The sequence below is a fragment of the Leclercia sp. S52 genome, assembly GCF_039727615.1.
Classification (GTDB): Bacteria; Pseudomonadota; Gammaproteobacteria; order Enterobacterales; family Enterobacteriaceae; genus Enterobacter; species Enterobacter adecarboxylatus_B.
In genome coordinates, this window is the sequence record NZ_CP152474.1 from 2,151,283 (window position 1) to 2,166,704 (window position 15,422).

The window sequence follows — 15,422 nt, forward strand, 5'->3', positions numbered from 1 at the left end:
TAATTAAATAAAATAACCCTGGCAAGAAAGCGATTATTTAACTTGAGGGGCTAAGTTCATAGCATGCCATTATTCCCGTGGCGTAAAAACGCCGGACGCTGGTTTAAACGCTCAAACCAGGCCTCGATGGCGGGCACCTGCGGCTTCTCAAAAGGGGTCATCTTCCAGCGGTTAACCGACAGCCCCAGCACCACGTCGGCCAGGGTAAAAGTCTCGCCCGCCACCCATGCCCCGGTGCGTTGCAGCTGCTGCTCGAGGATCATCATGTGGTGGTTCCACTCCGTAATTCCCGCCGCAATTCGCGCGGGATCGGTGAACTCTGGGTTTTTGCGCCCCAGCGCCGGGAAGACATAGCGCCAGGCGTTGTTGAACTCGGTCGCCTGCCAGTCCATCCAGCGCTCGATGTTGGCGCAGGCCTGCGGCTCCACGGGGAGCAGGTCGTCGCGCCCGGCTTTACGCACCAGATAGCGGCAGATGGCATTGGATTCCCACAGCACAAAATCGCCGTCGATCAGCACCGGCACCATGGCGTTCGGGTTCAGCTTGCGGAAGGCGTCGGTTTCCGTCGAGGCAAAGCCGCTGCCGTAGTCTTCCTGCAGATAGTCGAGACCGGCTTCTTCGCAGGCCCAGAGCACTTTGCGCACGTTGATGGAGGTGGTTTTGCCGAGGATTTTTAGCATGGTGCAGGCGTCCTTTTTATGGGGTGGTTAACAACAGGTCAACCCTAAATAGGGTAGTAGTTCCTTCTGCCTTTATCGCGTTAGTCTGTTTACGACAAAAGGACCACAACAAGAAGCACTGTATGGAAATTATTTTGATGCGTCATGGAAAGCCTGCTTTTTCAGGTTCTTCAAGAGTAACGAGCCTGGAGATGGCAGATTGGATTTCACACTATAACCTTTCTGATACGGGTAGTGATTTGCCCCCGCAATCCAGTCAGGCATTAGCATCCAGCGCACTGCAGATCCTGAGCAGTCCTCTTCCCAACGCGCCTTTCAGGCTGCGGATATCCTCGTCACCTGTGCAAAAGCATCAAACGGCCCTGTTCTGCTTATGGGGCATGGGGTGATGAATCGGCTGATTGCGAGGGTACTTATATCGTTGGGCTGGAAAGAGCGTCGTCGGCAGGGTAAGGGTTACTGGAGCGCAGGAATCTACAGCTCAGACTAAGTGAAGATCTACTAAAGCAGCAGAAGAATAAAGATGGAGAGTGGTTAATTGATTGATGTAAATTTATTATTCAAAAATGAGAAGGTTGAGGACATCATTACGTTTTTTGCTGGTTTTCAGAAAAGTATTGGTTATGCAAGTTTGGATAGATATTTTGTACGATACCGATTCAACGCAATTGAAACAGGAGAATTTATGAAAACTTTCCACGAACTGTGTGAAAAAGGGATTGTTTCCCTTAATGACAGAATGGGGGGTGATAAAAGGCCCGAACTGGAAACAGCCTGTTTTTGTAACTCAAAGAAAATATGGCATTGAGTAGCATCTAACTGAAAATGCATCGCCAATTACAGTATTGTCCACAGGCACTAAGTGACATTATTTGTTATAAGCAGGCGAGAGGATGATAAGGTCACATAATAGAAAGCGCATGAAAAAAGCGCTAATTAATCGCCTTAAGTCAAATTAATGCAGGTTAACCGATCCGTAGGCGGAACGTTGTATAAGTGGTTGTTAAGATTAATCTTAGAATCAACGGAAATAAAGACTATTCATTAGAGATGCTGAATGTTTTGGCGTAAATTTATTCGTAAATATCATGTTACAAATTCTACGAATTTATTCACAACCAAGGACGTTTAGCGTATGGGGATCTTAAAACCTGGATTATTACTGACTGCTTTTGTGCTGACTGCCTGTGGCGGTGGCGGTGGCGGCGGTGGCGGTGGTAGCGACAGCACGCCCCCGGTAACCACGGCGCCTGTGCAAACGGATAACGGCAATACGGTTACCCCACCGGAAACCCCTGCCACGGCACCGGTCAGCCTGACTACCGGTGGTACCATTTCTGGTTGGATCTACACCACCCCTGAGGGCCGTGAATACGTTATGCGCGGCACCGGGATCTCTGCGGGCCTGACGCAAACCCAACGGCTCACCCGTGACGACCATTCCCCGGTCTCCTCAACGTCATGGTGCTGTGGCCGTATGAGTTACACCACGTTCGGTACCTGGACACAGTATGAAAAAGGGCAGCATGACGTATTCTACACCGGAGATGCCACACTCGCGGCTAACGTGCCAACCCAGGGTACAGCGACCTATGTGGGTTACGGTATGCGTGAAGATATCCTGAGCGATGCTCGCTTTAACATTGATTTCGCTGCGAAAACCATCAACGGCACCATTGCCGGAAATGATACTTTCGGTAGCGAAGTTGCGATGCAGGGCAACATTGCCAACGGTGGTTTCACCGGTAATGCGCAATCCGGCGGGCAGGCGGGGACCTTCACCGGACATTTCAATGGTCCTACGGCTGAAGAGTTAGGCGGTCTGGCGCAGTTTGCAGACACGACTAAAAACGCATCCTTTGGCGCGACACGTCAATAAATCGTTTTCCGGTCAGCCTGGCTGACCGGACCTTCAGATGGTAAGCCTTTCTATGAATATTTTGCGTACTGGCGCACTGAGCTTGCTATGCCCGCTCAGCGTTGCGTTTGCTGCGCCGCCGGAAACCGACTCGATTCCTGCTGCTCCCCACTTTGAACGACTGACCACGCCGGACAAGCGCACCGAGCCTGGCGAAAAGACGCTGCATGTTACCAATGCTCAACTGGCGGAACAGCCAGAACTGGCGATGGCGCTGCTCGATCAGGCCATTCGTGAAGAAAAGTGGCCGATGGTGAGTGCTATTTTACCTGTCTATGCGGCGTCACCCAATCCGGATTCTACCCTGATTCATTTTGCAAAAGCCGGTCTGGCGCGCAGTCAGGGGCATTATGCAGAGGCGATTGAACACTATCGCGCAATCCTGAGCAGGCATCCTGACTTTGCTGCGGTGCGTCTGGATTTAGCGCGTGCCATGTTTGAAAATCGTCAGTTTGACGCGGCTGATTATCAATTTCGTCGTGTATTACAAAGCAATCCGCCTGAGAATATTCAGCAGGTCATTGCACACTATCTTGAGCGCATTCAGAAAGGCAGCGCATTAACGGGTTCATTCAGCGTGAGTTATCTGAATGACAGCAATGTGAATAATGCCTCATCGGGTAAAACCATTCGGGTTGGCGATCGCCTGTTTATTCGTAATAAGGATAGTTTCCCTCAGCGCGGAGAAGGTTTCTGGTTCAATGGCGCATTACAAAAAGATGTTCAACTCTACGATCAGCATGGCTTGCGATTTCTTGGTACGGTAAACGGTAAGAGTTACTGGAATAATCATGATTTTGATGATATTACCACCCGTGCTTATGCTGGATATCAATGGCGTAATTTCCGGCACCAATTTGCACTGTTGCCTTTTTATGAAAAAAGATGGTATGGCACCGAGGCGTACTCTTCTGGCCCTGGCGTCCGCGCCGAATACAGTTATTTACTTACGCCCACCTGGCAGGTGAGTCAGGCGCTGGAATATCAGAAACTGGATTATGATGATGAAGATTATCGTTTCTTGCGCGGGCAAAATCGTTACTCTTCCACAACCCTGTCCCATGCCTTCAGTAACCGGGTGTCAGGATTTGCCGGCTTCGATCTGCTCGATCAGCAGACCTTCACTCGCAGTGAATCTAACCATCGGGTAGGTTTGCGCAGCGGGGTGCAGGTTGATATGCCCTGGCAGCTCTCTTTTGCCGCCACCACGGCCATTGCCAGACGCAATTACCAGGCCGACAGTGATATCTTCTCCACGCGACGGAAAGATAACGAACAGATCTATAACCTCTCGCTCTGGCATCGTGACCTCTATTTCTTTGGGGTGATGCCGAAACTGAATTTCACCTATAAGCGGGTCGATAGCAATATCGATTTCTATGATTATCGACAGAGGAATATCACGTTTTCTCTGGATAAGAATTTTTAACAGACGTTTACCAGGCCATTTTACTGAGTAAGCAGAAAAAGTCTGATACGAAAGAATGAGATTAACATGAAAAGCACGCCCCGGCGTGTTTTTTTATTTTATGAATTGGTAAAAGGTAAGCGCGGCTGCTAACTTTTGATTGGCGTCCAGGTTTCGCTTGAGAATAAGTAGTCCTGGATTGGGTAATGATAAATACAAAAAAAGCATGACATTTTAAATTTATCTGTACTTTTTTTGTTGCTTGCTTAGCTATTAAACTTTCGTCATCTTTTAGTCATTAATAAATGAAAAGCTCACGTTAAAACAGAGATAAAGGGATAGCTATGTTCAGAGTTTCCTGCTCCTTTTGCGTTATTAAACCATTGCGTTCAGGAAGATACTTATTAATGGTGAGCATGTTATTCCCGACATGGGCATACGCCCAAATGTCTGCCTACGACGAACTTATTATTCAGGCACGGGATGGCAACCGCCAGCCTTTATTGCAATACCTTGCCGTTCGTGAAAAGCAGACACAGTTAACGGCGGGAGAGATTGCTGACTGGCTTCAGGTTTCCTCATGGGCCAATAATGACGTTGAGACGCTGGCGGTATGGGATCGTTATCGCCAACGCATGGCCATCCCTGCCAGAGGGCAAGTCGCTGCCGCCCGCGCGCTGCGTAACCAAAAGCAGTGGAATGCCTCGCTGGCCGTCTGGGAAACCGTTCTGCAAGCTGAACCCGGCAATAGCGACGCCCGCACCGGCTGGATAATGACGCTCGCGGATGCCCATCGCAACGAGCAGGCCATCACCGAAGCCCAGCGCTGGGCAGACGAGGAGCCGGGGCCAGAGAGGGAGGCACTGCTGGCTTATGTTTATCATGCTCAGGGGAAAAACTGGGATTCAGTCCTGGCGGCCAGCCAAATCGATACCGATTCAGACCGCAACAAAAACGTGGTGCCCACGCTGCTGGCTGCCATGTCGGCCAACCGCATTGCCGGCCCCGCGCTGACCCTTTCAGAGCGTTACCCGCAGCCTGATGCCATTACACGTCAACTTGAACTGGATGCAGCGGCGCAAACCGTCCGCACTGCGTTCACGCCCACCCGCAATGAAGATGAACGATTTCTGGTGGCAGATAAAGCACTGGCTCGCTATGACGCGCTGATTGCCGAGTGGAAACAACATCCCGAGGCGCAAGGTGATGTGCGACGCGCCAGAATTGACCGGCTGGGGGCGCTGGTTATCCGTAAACACATGGATGAAGCGATCGCCGAATTTGAATCGCTCGAGGCGAGCGGAACGCCTGTTCCTGACTACGCCAGAAGATGGATCGCTTCTGCATATCTTGCGCAGAAGCAGCCGGACAAAGCCGAGTCGCTGCTTGAAAGCATCTATTTTCCGCGTGGCTCGACCCTGGCATCACAGCCGATGACCATGGACGATCAACAGGAACTGCTGTATGCCCGTCTCGATAACAACCATTTCGACGAAGCGAAGCAGCAACTGGATACATACACTAAAGAGACCCCTTACCTGCGACAGGTCTATGGTTCTCCCACCCCGCAGCCTAATGACAGCTGGCTGCTGGCCAGAACCTTACAAACCGAATATCTGGTAGCCACCGATAATTTGCCTGCAGCCGAGAAGCATGCGGAGCGGTTGGCGCGTACGGGATCGGGTAACCAGGCGCTGCGTATTGCCTATGCATCAGTGCTGCTGGCGAGAGGATTACCTCGTGCCGCAGAGCGCGAACTTAAGTTTGCCGAAGTCATTGAACCCAGCAACCTTGCGCTGGAAAGGCAACAAGCATGGACGGCCATGGAGCTCCAGGAGTGGCAGCAGGCCGACGAACTGACGAAGGATGTGGTCACCCGCAGCCCGGATGACGCCGCCACGTTGCAGCTTGAACGACTGATGGCGGTGCATAACAAAGCTGAACTGCGGATAGCCGGGTCTCAGGGCATCTCATCCGACAGTCCGGTCAGTGGCAAAAATGATTTTACCCTCAACACTGCGCTTTATAGCCCACCTGTGAACCAAAACTGGCGACTGTTTACCGGCTACAACTTCGCCCGTGGCGAGTTTGAGGAAGGGAAGGGAATAAGCCGGGACCTGCTGGCGGGCGCGGAATGGACGTCAAGGAATAGCTGGGCCGAAATGGAGGTCTCCGGGCGCAACGATGGCAGCGATCAGAAAATCGGCGGACGCCTCTCTGGCTGGTACGATTTCAGCGACAGCTGGCGGGTCGGGGGCTCGGCGGAGCGGTTATCCCGTAACACGCCGCTGCGTGCCCTGCGCAATGGGGTAAACGCCAACGGTGGCGATCTGTGGTTACGCTGGTATCAGAACGAACGACGCGAATATCAACTTTCGTTTTCCGGCGCCCATTTCACCGACGGCAACGATCGACTGGAATACGGCATCAGCGGTAAAGAGCGTCTCTGGACGCTGCCACGTTTTACTCTGGATTTTATCCCTGGCATCAGCGGCAGTGATAACAGCAAAGAAAATGTGCCTTATTACAACCCCAAACGCGATCTTTCGGCGGTTGCAGGACTGCGCGCCGAACAGGTGCTGTACCGCCATTACGACACGGTCTGGAAGCAGCAGTTTGAGGCGGGAGCGGGCGGTTACTGGCAAAAGGGGCACAGCGCTGGGGCCATCAATCAGTTAGGTTACGGGCAACGTATTCAATGGAATAACGTAGTGGATGCCGGGGTGAAACTGACCTGGGATAAGCGTCCTTACGATGGTAAGCGGGAGCGCAATATTGCCCTCGCATTTGATCTGAATGTCAGGTTTTAAGGGCGCTTCATGATGAAACGATGGCTTCTCGCCGCGAGGGTAATAGTCGGGTGGATGATGATGAGCATGTGTGCATTGGCCGCGGCACCGCGTTATCTTCCTCCCGCCGAGCGGGCGCCGCTGTATGCGGACCAGCCCTGGCCCACCAACAGCTTTCTGGTGCTGGCCTGGCATGACGTGGAGGACGGTGCCGCCGATCAGCGCTATCTGTCCGTGCGCACCAGCGCCCTGAACGACCAGTTTGCCTGGTTGCATGATAACGGCTACCACCCGATTAGCGTGCAGCAGGTGCTGGATGCCCATGCCGGGAAAATCACCTTGCCTGAAAAGGCGGTGCTGCTGACCTTTGATGATGGATACAGTAGCTTCTCGACGCGCGTTCTGCCGCTGCTCCGGTTGTTCAAATGGCCTGCTCTGTGGGCGCCCGTCGGCAGTTGGGTGGATGCACCTGAACATTCGCTGGTGGATTTTGGCGGACTTAAGACGCCGCGGGAAAAATTTGCCACCTGGAAGATGGTACGCGAGGCCAGCGAGTCGGGGCTCGTGGAAGTGGGTGCGCACACCTGGGCATCCCATTATGGCCATCAGGCCAATCCGCAAGGCAGCAAGGAACCCGCAGCCGCTAACCGTTTATACGATAAAACCACCGGGCAGTACGAAACGGATGCGCAGTTTGAACAGCGTATGAATGCAGACCTGTCGCGCATTTCGGGCAAAATCGAAGAGGTCACCGGGAAAGCACCGCGAGCCTGGGTCTGGCCCTACGGTGCGGCGAGCGGGACAACACTGAAGCTCGCGCATCAGCAGGGCTACCAGATGGCTTTCACCCTGAATCAGGGGCTGGCGAATGCCGCCAATCTGGAAGACATTCCCCGGGTGCTGATTTCCAACAACCCTTCGCTGCGCAGCTTCGCCAGCCAGATAGCTCAGGTCAGAGAACCTGATACCATGCGGGTGATGCATATCGATCTCGACTATGTGTACGACAAAAACCCGGCTCAACAGCGTAAAAATATCGATCTGCTCATCCAGCGTGTTTTCGATATGAAGATAACCCATGTCTTTTTACAGGCCTATGCCGATCCGAAAGGGGATGGCAACGTCAATGCGCTCTATTTCCGCAGTCGCTGGCTACCTATGCGGGCGGATCTGTTTAACTTCGTTTCCTGGCAGTTGCAGACCCGTGCCGGGGTGAAAGTTTACGCCTGGATGCCGGTACTGGCGTTTGGATTAGACCCCTCGGTGCCTCGCGTAGCGGCCTGGTCGCCAGACAACGGACGAATTGCGCCCGATAACCGCCATTATTTGCGCCTATCACCCTGGAATGCGGTTGCCCGGCAGAGAATTAACGATATCTACGAGGACCTGGCGCGCCATGCCAACTTCAGCGGCATCCTGTTCCACGATGACGCTTTTTTTGACCGATTTTGAGGATGCCTCCCCGGATGCGCTCAAAGCCTATCGTTTAGCAGGCTTCCCGGACAACCTCGCGCAGATCCGTGCCAACCCGCAACTGCTGGCGCGCTGGACGCGCTTTAAAAGTCGCGTCCTGATTGATTTTACCCGACAGCTCACGCAAACCGTGCGTGCCGTGCGCGGCCCACAGGTCAAAACCGCCCGCAACATTTACGCCATGCCGGTACTGGATCCGGAGAGCGAAACCTGGTTTGCGCAGAATCTGAATGATTTTCTCAGCACCTACGACTGGACAGCCCCGATGGCGATGCCGCTGATGGAAAATGTCCCGGTCAACGATGCCAATGCCTGGCTGGACAGACTCGTCGGGCAGGTAGCCCGTTTCCCTGGCGCGCTGGATAAAACGGTTTTTGAACTTCAGGCACGCGACTGGCGTAAGGGGGCAGGGCAGGACGATATTAGCGGTGAAATGCTTAACGGGTGGATGCGGCAGCTCAAGCTGAGCGGTGCCGGAAACTATGGCTACTACCCGGACGATTTCATTAACGATCAACCCCGGATGGCAGAGATCCGTTCTGCTTTTTCCTCCTACTGGTATCCGCAAAAATGACCGATCGCCTCATCGCCTTCCTGATCCTTTGCCTGATGTTCAGTTTTCCGCTCGGCGTGGCGGTGGTTTTTACCGGTGAAGTGATCCTTGATTTCGTCTTTTTCTGGCCGCTGTTTATGTCAGCCCTCTGGATGAGCGGTGGGCTTTACTTCTGGTTTCACCGCGAGCGCTACTGGCCATGGGGGCCAGGTACACCGCCACCTACACTCGCAGGCAATCCGCTGATTTCCATTCTTGTGCCGTGCTTTAACGAAGGGCTGAATGCACGTGAGACTATCGAAGCGGCGCTGGCGCAACGTTATGAAAATATAGAAGTGATTGCTATCAATGACGGTTCTATAGACAGCACGGCGGCCGTGCTGGACAAGTTAGCGAGTGAATATTCGCGGCTGCGGGTGATTCATCTGGCGGAAAATCAGGGCAAAGCGGTCGCCCTGCAGGCGGGTGCCGCGGCGGCGCGCAGTGATTTTCTGGTGTGTATTGATGGTGATGCGCTGCTGGATAAGGATGCGGCGGTGTATATGGTCGCACCGCTGCTCAATCACCCTCGCGTGGGGGCCGTGACCGGGAATCCGCGGATCCGTACGCGTTCAACGCTGGTTGGGCGAGTCCAGGTGGGAGAGTTTTCCTCTATCATCGGCCTCATCAAGCGTACCCAGCGCGTCTATGGTCAGGTCTTTACCGTTTCCGGTGTCATTGCCGCTTATCGCCGTCGCGCCCTGGCAGAGGTGGGGTACTGGAGCCCGGATATGATCACGGAAGATATTGATATCAGCTGGAAGTTACAACTGCGCCACTGGTCAATTTTCTTCGAACCTCGTGCGCTGTGTTGGATTTTGATGCCCGAGACGCTGAAAGGGCTTTGGAAGCAGCGTCTGCGCTGGGCGCAGGGGGGCGCGGAGGTGTTTATTGTCAATATGCGTCGCTTGTGGGGCTGGGAGTACCGGCGCATGTGGCCTCTGTTTCTTGAGTTTTGTATGTCAACCGCATGGGCCTTTGCCTATGCCGTCACCATTCTGCTGTTTCTCATCGGGCTGCTTTTTCCGATGCCCGATTCTTTATATGTTCAGCACCTTTTCCCACCGGCTTTTACTGGCCTGATGCTGGGCGTGGTCTGTCTGTTGCAGTTCGCGGTCAGTCTGATTATTGAAAGACGCTACGAGAATGGTATTGCGGCGTCACTGTTCTGGGTTATCTGGTTTCCGGTGGTGTACTGGATGTTGAGCCTGTTCACAACGCTTGTGGCTTTCCCGAAAGTCATGCTGCGCCGCAAACGCAGCAGAGCTCGGTGGGTGAGTCCCGATCGCGGTATTGGGAGATTAAAACCATGATCCAACCTTTAATTTTTACTGAACAACGGCTGTTTCCACGCGTGCTGGATTCCCTGTTAACCATCGTTGCCTGGCTGGGGTTTAGCTGGCTGATTTACAGTGGTCTGATAAACGCGATTGAACATGATCCTTTGATGGGGACCAGGCCGTTCTACACCACGCTCAGTACGTTGAGTGTCTACCTGCTGGTGGCCTGTCTTATCAGTCTGGCGCTGATAACCTGGGCAAAATACAACCAGCTGCGCTTTCGTATTGAACGTCGTAAGCGTCGGCCTGGACTTGAGCACCATGAAGTGGCGGCAAGTTTCAATATCACCCCCCGAACTGGCGCTAATGATGAGTCAGGCGCAGGTCTTTACCCTCGCCCATTATGATACGGGGGCAATTGACCGCGTGTGGATGGCGAAAATCCTCGCTAACGAACAGAGCGAGTAACGAAAACCCTGCCGGTCATTCTGGATGTATGCTGGCAGGTTTTTTATGGATTACCTGCGGCTCGCTTAATTCAGGAGGGCATGAACCCTGGCTCATAACGTAACGTCTCAATAATCATCGAGAGCGCTGGCAGGAGCTGGCGCTCGCTGGAATAGAAAATGTGAAACCCCTGCCGCAGCGGACACCACTCCTCCAGCACTGCCTGAAGAGTGCCATTATCCAGCCAGGGGCGGGCGAGGTTTTCCGGCACAAAAGCAAAGCCGTATCCCGCCAGCGCGGCATCGAGCGCGGCATACACCGAGTTGAAGATCAACGGGCCATCGACACGCCAGGCCTGAAGGGCGTCCCCCTTTTTGAGTTCCCAGGGGCTGATACCCTCCTTCATAGAGTATCGGGTGTTGATGCAGGCGTGCCGCAATAAATCCTCTGGCGTGAGCGGGCGTTCTTTTCCGGAAAGGTAATCAGGGGAGGCGACAATCACGTTTTGCCAGTCCGGTGAAATGCGGACTGACGCCATATTTTTACCGATCCTGTCGCCCGGCCTGATACCGGCGTCAAAACGCTCGGCAACGATATCCGTCAGGGCCGGATCGTTCGATACCTCCAGCTTCACGTCAGGATAGTGAAGCAACGCAGGGGAAAGGCGCGGCCATACGAAGCTGTTCCAGGCGAAATCCGACGCCGTGATCCGCACGGTCCCGGCGATCTTACTCCCCAGTTCGCTCAGGGAGGCCAGTTCATCAGCAATCACATCGAATCGGGGTGACACCCGCTCCAGCAGGCGCAGCCCTGCCTCCGTGGGAGAGACGCTGCGCGTGGTGCGGATCAGCAGTCGCAGCCCCAGCCGCGCCTCAAGGTTGCGGATGGTATGGCTTAACGCCGACTGGGATACGCCCAGTTCGGCGGCCGCCCGGGTAAAACTGCGTTCCCGGGCGATAGTGATAAATGCCACGATATCCCTGAAAATTTCGCCTGACATATTCCGCCTCGTTTATGCGTTAAAAGCCCGGTCAGGGCTGATGCTCATGGAACCGCAGCGCCTCGACCATCAGCGTCATCGCGCGGGAATGCTGGCGCCGGTTAGGGTAGTAGAGATGCAGGCCCGGCCAGAGCGGGCACCAGTCTTCGAGTACCGACACCAGCTCGCCTGTATCCAGCCAGGGTTGAACCATATCCTGCGGCAGGTAGGCAAGACCCAACCCCGCTTTTGCGGCTTCGAGAATATCGTAAGCGTTATTACAGATGACGGGGCCGCCGATCCTGACCGAGAACTCGCGCTGACCCTCGGTAAACTCCCAGTCATAGAGGCCGCCATAGGTGGAAGTGCGCAGCCGAATGCCTCTCTGTTGTGCAAGATCGTCAGGCCGCTCGGGATGCGGATAGCGCCTAAAATAGTCTGCCGATCCCACCACCGTATTCTTTACATCCGGGCTGATTCGCACCGAGATCATATCCTGCGCCAGCTCCGTGCCGAATCTGACCCCGGCGTCATAGCCTCTGGCGGCAATATCGACGCTGGCATACTCGCTGATCAGCTCAACGGTGATATCCGGATACTGCTGCAAAAAGGGTGAGAGTTTGGGCCACAACACCTGGCGGATGGCATAGTCAATGGCGGTGATGCGCAGGGTGCCGGTCGGTTTGTCCCGCAGGTCGTTTAAGGATTCAAGTTCTTTCTCAATGTACTCAAATTCGGGAACGATCCTGTCCACAAGGTGTTGACCCGCCATGGTCAGGCTTACCCGGCGCGTGCTGCGCAGCAACACACGCACGCCGAGCCGCTCCTCCAGACCGCGGATGCTGGCGCTCAACGCGGGCTGGGTGACACCCAGCTGCGCCGCGGCCCGGGTAAAACTCCCGGTTTGCGCTATCGCGATAAGTGCTAATAAATCACTGAAACCCTCACGAGCCATTTCTTCCTCACACAGAAGCGACAAAGGGATAAGACAGGCTTTAAAAGATTAATGAATTCTGTTTATGAATGCAAGAAACCAGCCGCACTGGTAGGGGCTTAATACGTTATGTATATTTATCAGCAAGCCAATATGAATAGCCGGGAATAACTCTACCGGGCGTAATGAAACAAATATTATAAATGCGAAGGGCGGGGGTGTGACTATTTTCCCTGCTCCGGATGTTCGTAATAATTATTCCTAAACACTTTAAACATGCTGATATAAATATCGGTCAGGAGGCGTCATGTCTTTATCTAAGGTTTCATTATTATTGGCATCATTACTTATTGCCAATACGGCACTCTCTGCACAAACCCAACCCACCACCGTGGCAGAAGGTATTAATGTCATGAATTCGCAAAAAGTTTCATTCCAGAACGGCACAATCAAAATGGCGGCCAATCTCTACCTGCCACCCGATTTCGATAGCGCGAAAAAATACCCGGCGATTGTTGTCTCCCATCCCTGGGGCGGGGTAAAAGAGCAGACGTCCGGTCTTTACGCTCAGCAGCTGGCGAAACGCGGATTCATTACCCTGGCCTATGATGCCTCTCACTACGGGGAAAGCGGAGGCTTACCGCGTGACCTGGAAAATCCGGCCGACCGGGTGCAGGATATCCGCAGCGCGATTGGCTATCTCAGCAGTCTGCCGCAGGTTGATGCCGCCCGCATCGGAACGCTGGGCATCTGTGCGGGCGGCGGCTATACCCTCCACGAAGCGCAAACCGATCTGCGTGTTAAAGCGGTCGCCGGGGTAGTCACCTATGACATCGGGGATGCAACCCGAAACGGTATTGAAGGATCGCCTGTCTCTGCTGCCGACAGGCTGAAATTACTGCAAAGCGTCGATGCGCAGTTAAATAAAGAGGCCGCCGGTGCGCCGGTGCAGGTAGAGCAGCTGCTCCCGGCGCGTGACAGCGTCAATGCCAGTACGCCGAATTTTGTGCGGGAGGCGACGGAATATTACCTCACCCCACGCGGGGCACATCCGAATGCCCGAAACCGCTATGTCGTAACCAGTCCGGGACTGCATATGGCTTATTATCCGCTGGAGCATATGGCGGATATTTCTCCCCGGCCGGTATTATTAATTGCCGGAGAAAAAGCGGAAACCCGTAAATTTAGCCAGCAGGCCTGGGATAATGCGCAGCAGCCTAAAGAATTAATGATAATTCCTGGTGCATCCCATTTTGATTTATATGACAAGCCGCAGTACGTCAACCCGGCGGTAGAAAAACTCGCTGCGTTCTTTAGTAAAAACCTTTAACAGCCAGCTTCGTATTCAATCAGGAAAATTATTTATGACTTATTCACTTGAAAATAAAATTGCCTTAGTGACCGGTGCCGCTTCAGGGATTGGTCTTGCCACCGCGCGAGCCTACGCTGCGGCGGGCGCATCGGTGATGCTGGCTGATATCAACGCAGAGGCGGTGAAAGAGGCCGCCGAGTCGCTGGTGGCTTCGGGCTACACCGCCCAGGCGGTGACCTGCAATGCGGCGGATCTGGACGATGTCGCTGCGATGGTGCAGGAGACCGTTGCCACCTTTGGCCGCCTCGATATCGCTTTCAACAACGCCGGGATCCAGAATGTGCTGGCCGAGATTGCCGATGCCACCGCAGAAGATTTCGACCGCGTCACGGCGGTGAACCTGCGCGGCGTATGGGGCTGCATGAAATACGAACTGCAGCAGATGCGTAAGCAGGGCAGCGGCGTTATCGTGAACTGCTCCTCTATCGGCGGGATTGTGGGCGGGGCAGAACGCGCTAACTACCACGCCGCCAAGCATGGCGTGCTTGGCCTGACCAAAAGTGCGGCGCTTGAGTATGCCGCGCGCAATATTCGCGTCAACGCCGTCTGCCCGGGACTGATCTGGACCCCTATGGTTGATGCCATGGTCGCCTCCGGGCAGAAAGAGGCGCTGGAGGCGATGGTGCAGGGCGTGCCTATGCAGCGTCATGGCAAAGCTGAAGAAATTGCGGACGTGGTGCTTTGGCTCTCCAGCGATGCGTCATCCTACGTCACAGGCCAGTCCATCTCGATTGATGGTGGCCTGACCATGCGTTAAGCCATCCTCTGGCCAGATGCCTGCGGCAGGCTCTGGCCATTCTAAGCTTAAGAATGTCTTACTATTAATGCCGTGGTTTTTTCATTCTGGAGCGTGGGCCACCGCCGGACTCACGCCACCAGGCTATAAAGATAGCCCCATGATCAGGATGACGCTCTGCTGCGAAGCCGTAGTGAAAAGGGTGCTTTTGATGTGTTCCATGCCCAGTTTGTTATAGAAATGACAAGCGCGTTCGTTCTGTTCAAGCACCTCCAGCCATAAAAATCTCGCTCCAGTGTCCCGGGCGCGCGCTTTAATCGTTGCAAACATTCGCTCACCATAGCCTTTGCTTGTCTCAGCAGGATCAAGATAGAGCTTGCTAAGCAGCACCCCTGATATATCCGTATCAGGAATGGTGGTTTCAAAAGTCACTTTCGCAAAACCAATCGGGCGATCGGTCTCTGTCACATACCAGCATACACGGCGATCCTGCAGACTTTGTTCAAGTGCGGGCAGAGAATATTCATCAGCTAAAAACTGGTTCAGTTCCGATTCTGACACCCACAGATGTTTAAAGTGGGCGCGATAGCTCCTGTAACCCAGTTCACTAAGTAACATGGCATCCGCCAGGGTGGCCTGCCGCATTTGTAATGTCATAAAAGGTATCCCGTCCCGGTTAAAAAACTAACGGCTTCTAATCTATAACGAAAGTTCTCTCGCAGATATGACCGCATCCATTATATGCATGAGTCACAAGAGAAAGCCGCCATGCCAGAGAGCGGCCCGCATCCCTTACGGCCCCAGCTAACCCGCC

13 protein-coding genes and 1 pseudogene are annotated in these 15,422 nt (G+C 53.9%); 10 read left to right on the forward strand and 4 right to left on the reverse strand.

Annotated features, from left to right (window positions below):
- Nucleotides 1-56 precede the first annotated feature (56 nt).
- Entirely contained in the window at nucleotides 57-680 is a 624-nt protein-coding gene (locus AAHB66_RS10365; RefSeq protein WP_347116132.1) for a glutathione S-transferase, read from the reverse strand.
- Between the two features lie 122 nt (nucleotides 681-802).
- Between AAHB66_RS10365 and AAHB66_RS10370 the strand changes: the two genes are divergently transcribed.
- The 8 genes and pseudogenes from AAHB66_RS10370 (at nucleotide 803) to pgaD (ending at nucleotide 10,547) form a co-directional block, all read left to right on the forward strand.
- A complete protein-coding gene (locus tag AAHB66_RS10370; RefSeq protein WP_347116133.1) occupies nucleotides 803-1,069 on the forward strand; it encodes a hypothetical protein in 267 nt (88 codons plus the stop codon).
- A gap of 149 nt (nucleotides 1,070-1,218) precedes the next feature.
- Entirely contained in the window at nucleotides 1,219-1,488 is a 270-nt protein-coding gene (locus AAHB66_RS10375; protein ID WP_347116134.1) for a hypothetical protein, read from the forward strand.
- 327 nt (nucleotides 1,489-1,815) lie between these two features.
- On the forward strand, nucleotides 1,816-2,559 hold the full coding sequence (locus tag AAHB66_RS10380) for a Slam-dependent surface lipoprotein (protein ID WP_347116136.1): 744 nt from the start codon (nucleotides 1,816-1,818) through the stop codon (nucleotides 2,557-2,559).
- Between the two features lie 52 nt (nucleotides 2,560-2,611).
- On the forward strand, nucleotides 2,612-4,027 hold the full coding sequence (locus tag AAHB66_RS10385; RefSeq protein WP_347116137.1) for a porin family protein: 1,416 nt from the start codon (nucleotides 2,612-2,614) through the stop codon (nucleotides 4,025-4,027).
- 386 nt (nucleotides 4,028-4,413) lie between these two features.
- The gene (pgaA, locus tag AAHB66_RS10390) at nucleotides 4,414-6,816 is read left to right on the forward strand and encodes a poly-beta-1,6 N-acetyl-D-glucosamine export porin PgaA (protein WP_347116138.1); all 2,403 of its coding nucleotides are present in this window, start codon (nucleotides 4,414-4,416) and stop codon (nucleotides 6,814-6,816) included.
- Between the two features lie 9 nt (nucleotides 6,817-6,825).
- A pseudogene (pgaB, locus tag AAHB66_RS10395) lies at nucleotides 6,826-8,842 on the forward strand (poly-beta-1,6-N-acetyl-D-glucosamine N-deacetylase PgaB).
- The gene (gene pgaC / locus AAHB66_RS10400; RefSeq protein ID WP_347116140.1) at nucleotides 8,839-10,173 is read left to right on the forward strand and encodes a poly-beta-1,6-N-acetyl-D-glucosamine synthase; all 1,335 of its coding nucleotides are present in this window, start codon (nucleotides 8,839-8,841) and stop codon (nucleotides 10,171-10,173) included. Before pgaB ends, pgaC begins: the two are co-directional and overlap by 4 nt.
- The gene (gene pgaD, locus AAHB66_RS10405) at nucleotides 10,170-10,547 is read left to right on the forward strand and encodes a poly-beta-1,6-N-acetyl-D-glucosamine biosynthesis protein PgaD (RefSeq protein WP_347116141.1); all 378 of its coding nucleotides are present in this window, start codon (nucleotides 10,170-10,172) and stop codon (nucleotides 10,545-10,547) included. Before pgaC ends, pgaD begins: the two co-directional genes overlap by 4 nt.
- 131 nt (nucleotides 10,548-10,678) lie before the next feature.
- Here pgaD and AAHB66_RS10410 read toward each other — a convergent pair whose 3' ends face one another.
- Together AAHB66_RS10410 and AAHB66_RS10415 are read right to left on the reverse strand one after the other, a co-directional pair.
- Complete coding sequence (locus tag AAHB66_RS10410) at nucleotides 10,679-11,587, reverse strand: LysR family transcriptional regulator (protein ID WP_347116142.1); 909 nt, start codon at nucleotides 11,585-11,587, stop codon at nucleotides 10,679-10,681.
- A 31-nt stretch (nucleotides 11,588-11,618) separates the two neighbouring features.
- Complete coding sequence (locus AAHB66_RS10415; RefSeq protein ID WP_347116144.1) at nucleotides 11,619-12,521, reverse strand: LysR family transcriptional regulator; 903 nt, start codon at nucleotides 12,519-12,521, stop codon at nucleotides 11,619-11,621.
- Between the two features lie 313 nt (nucleotides 12,522-12,834).
- On the opposite strand from AAHB66_RS10415, the gene AAHB66_RS10420 reads away from it, so the two are divergent.
- Nucleotides 12,835-13,830: an alpha/beta hydrolase gene (locus AAHB66_RS10420; protein ID WP_347116145.1), complete on the forward strand. Its 996-nt coding sequence runs from the start codon at nucleotides 12,835-12,837 to the stop codon at nucleotides 13,828-13,830.
- Between the two features lie 34 nt (nucleotides 13,831-13,864).
- Nucleotides 13,865-14,629 (forward strand): SDR family NAD(P)-dependent oxidoreductase, encoded by a 765-nt coding sequence (locus AAHB66_RS10425; protein ID WP_347116146.1) that lies wholly within the window; start codon nucleotides 13,865-13,867, stop codon nucleotides 14,627-14,629.
- 123 nt (nucleotides 14,630-14,752) lie between these two features.
- On the opposite strand, the gene AAHB66_RS10430 is transcribed toward AAHB66_RS10425, so the two are convergent.
- A complete protein-coding gene (locus AAHB66_RS10430; protein ID WP_347116148.1) occupies nucleotides 14,753-15,265 on the reverse strand; it encodes a GNAT family N-acetyltransferase in 513 nt (170 codons plus the stop codon).
- Nucleotides 15,266-15,422 lie beyond the last annotated feature (157 nt).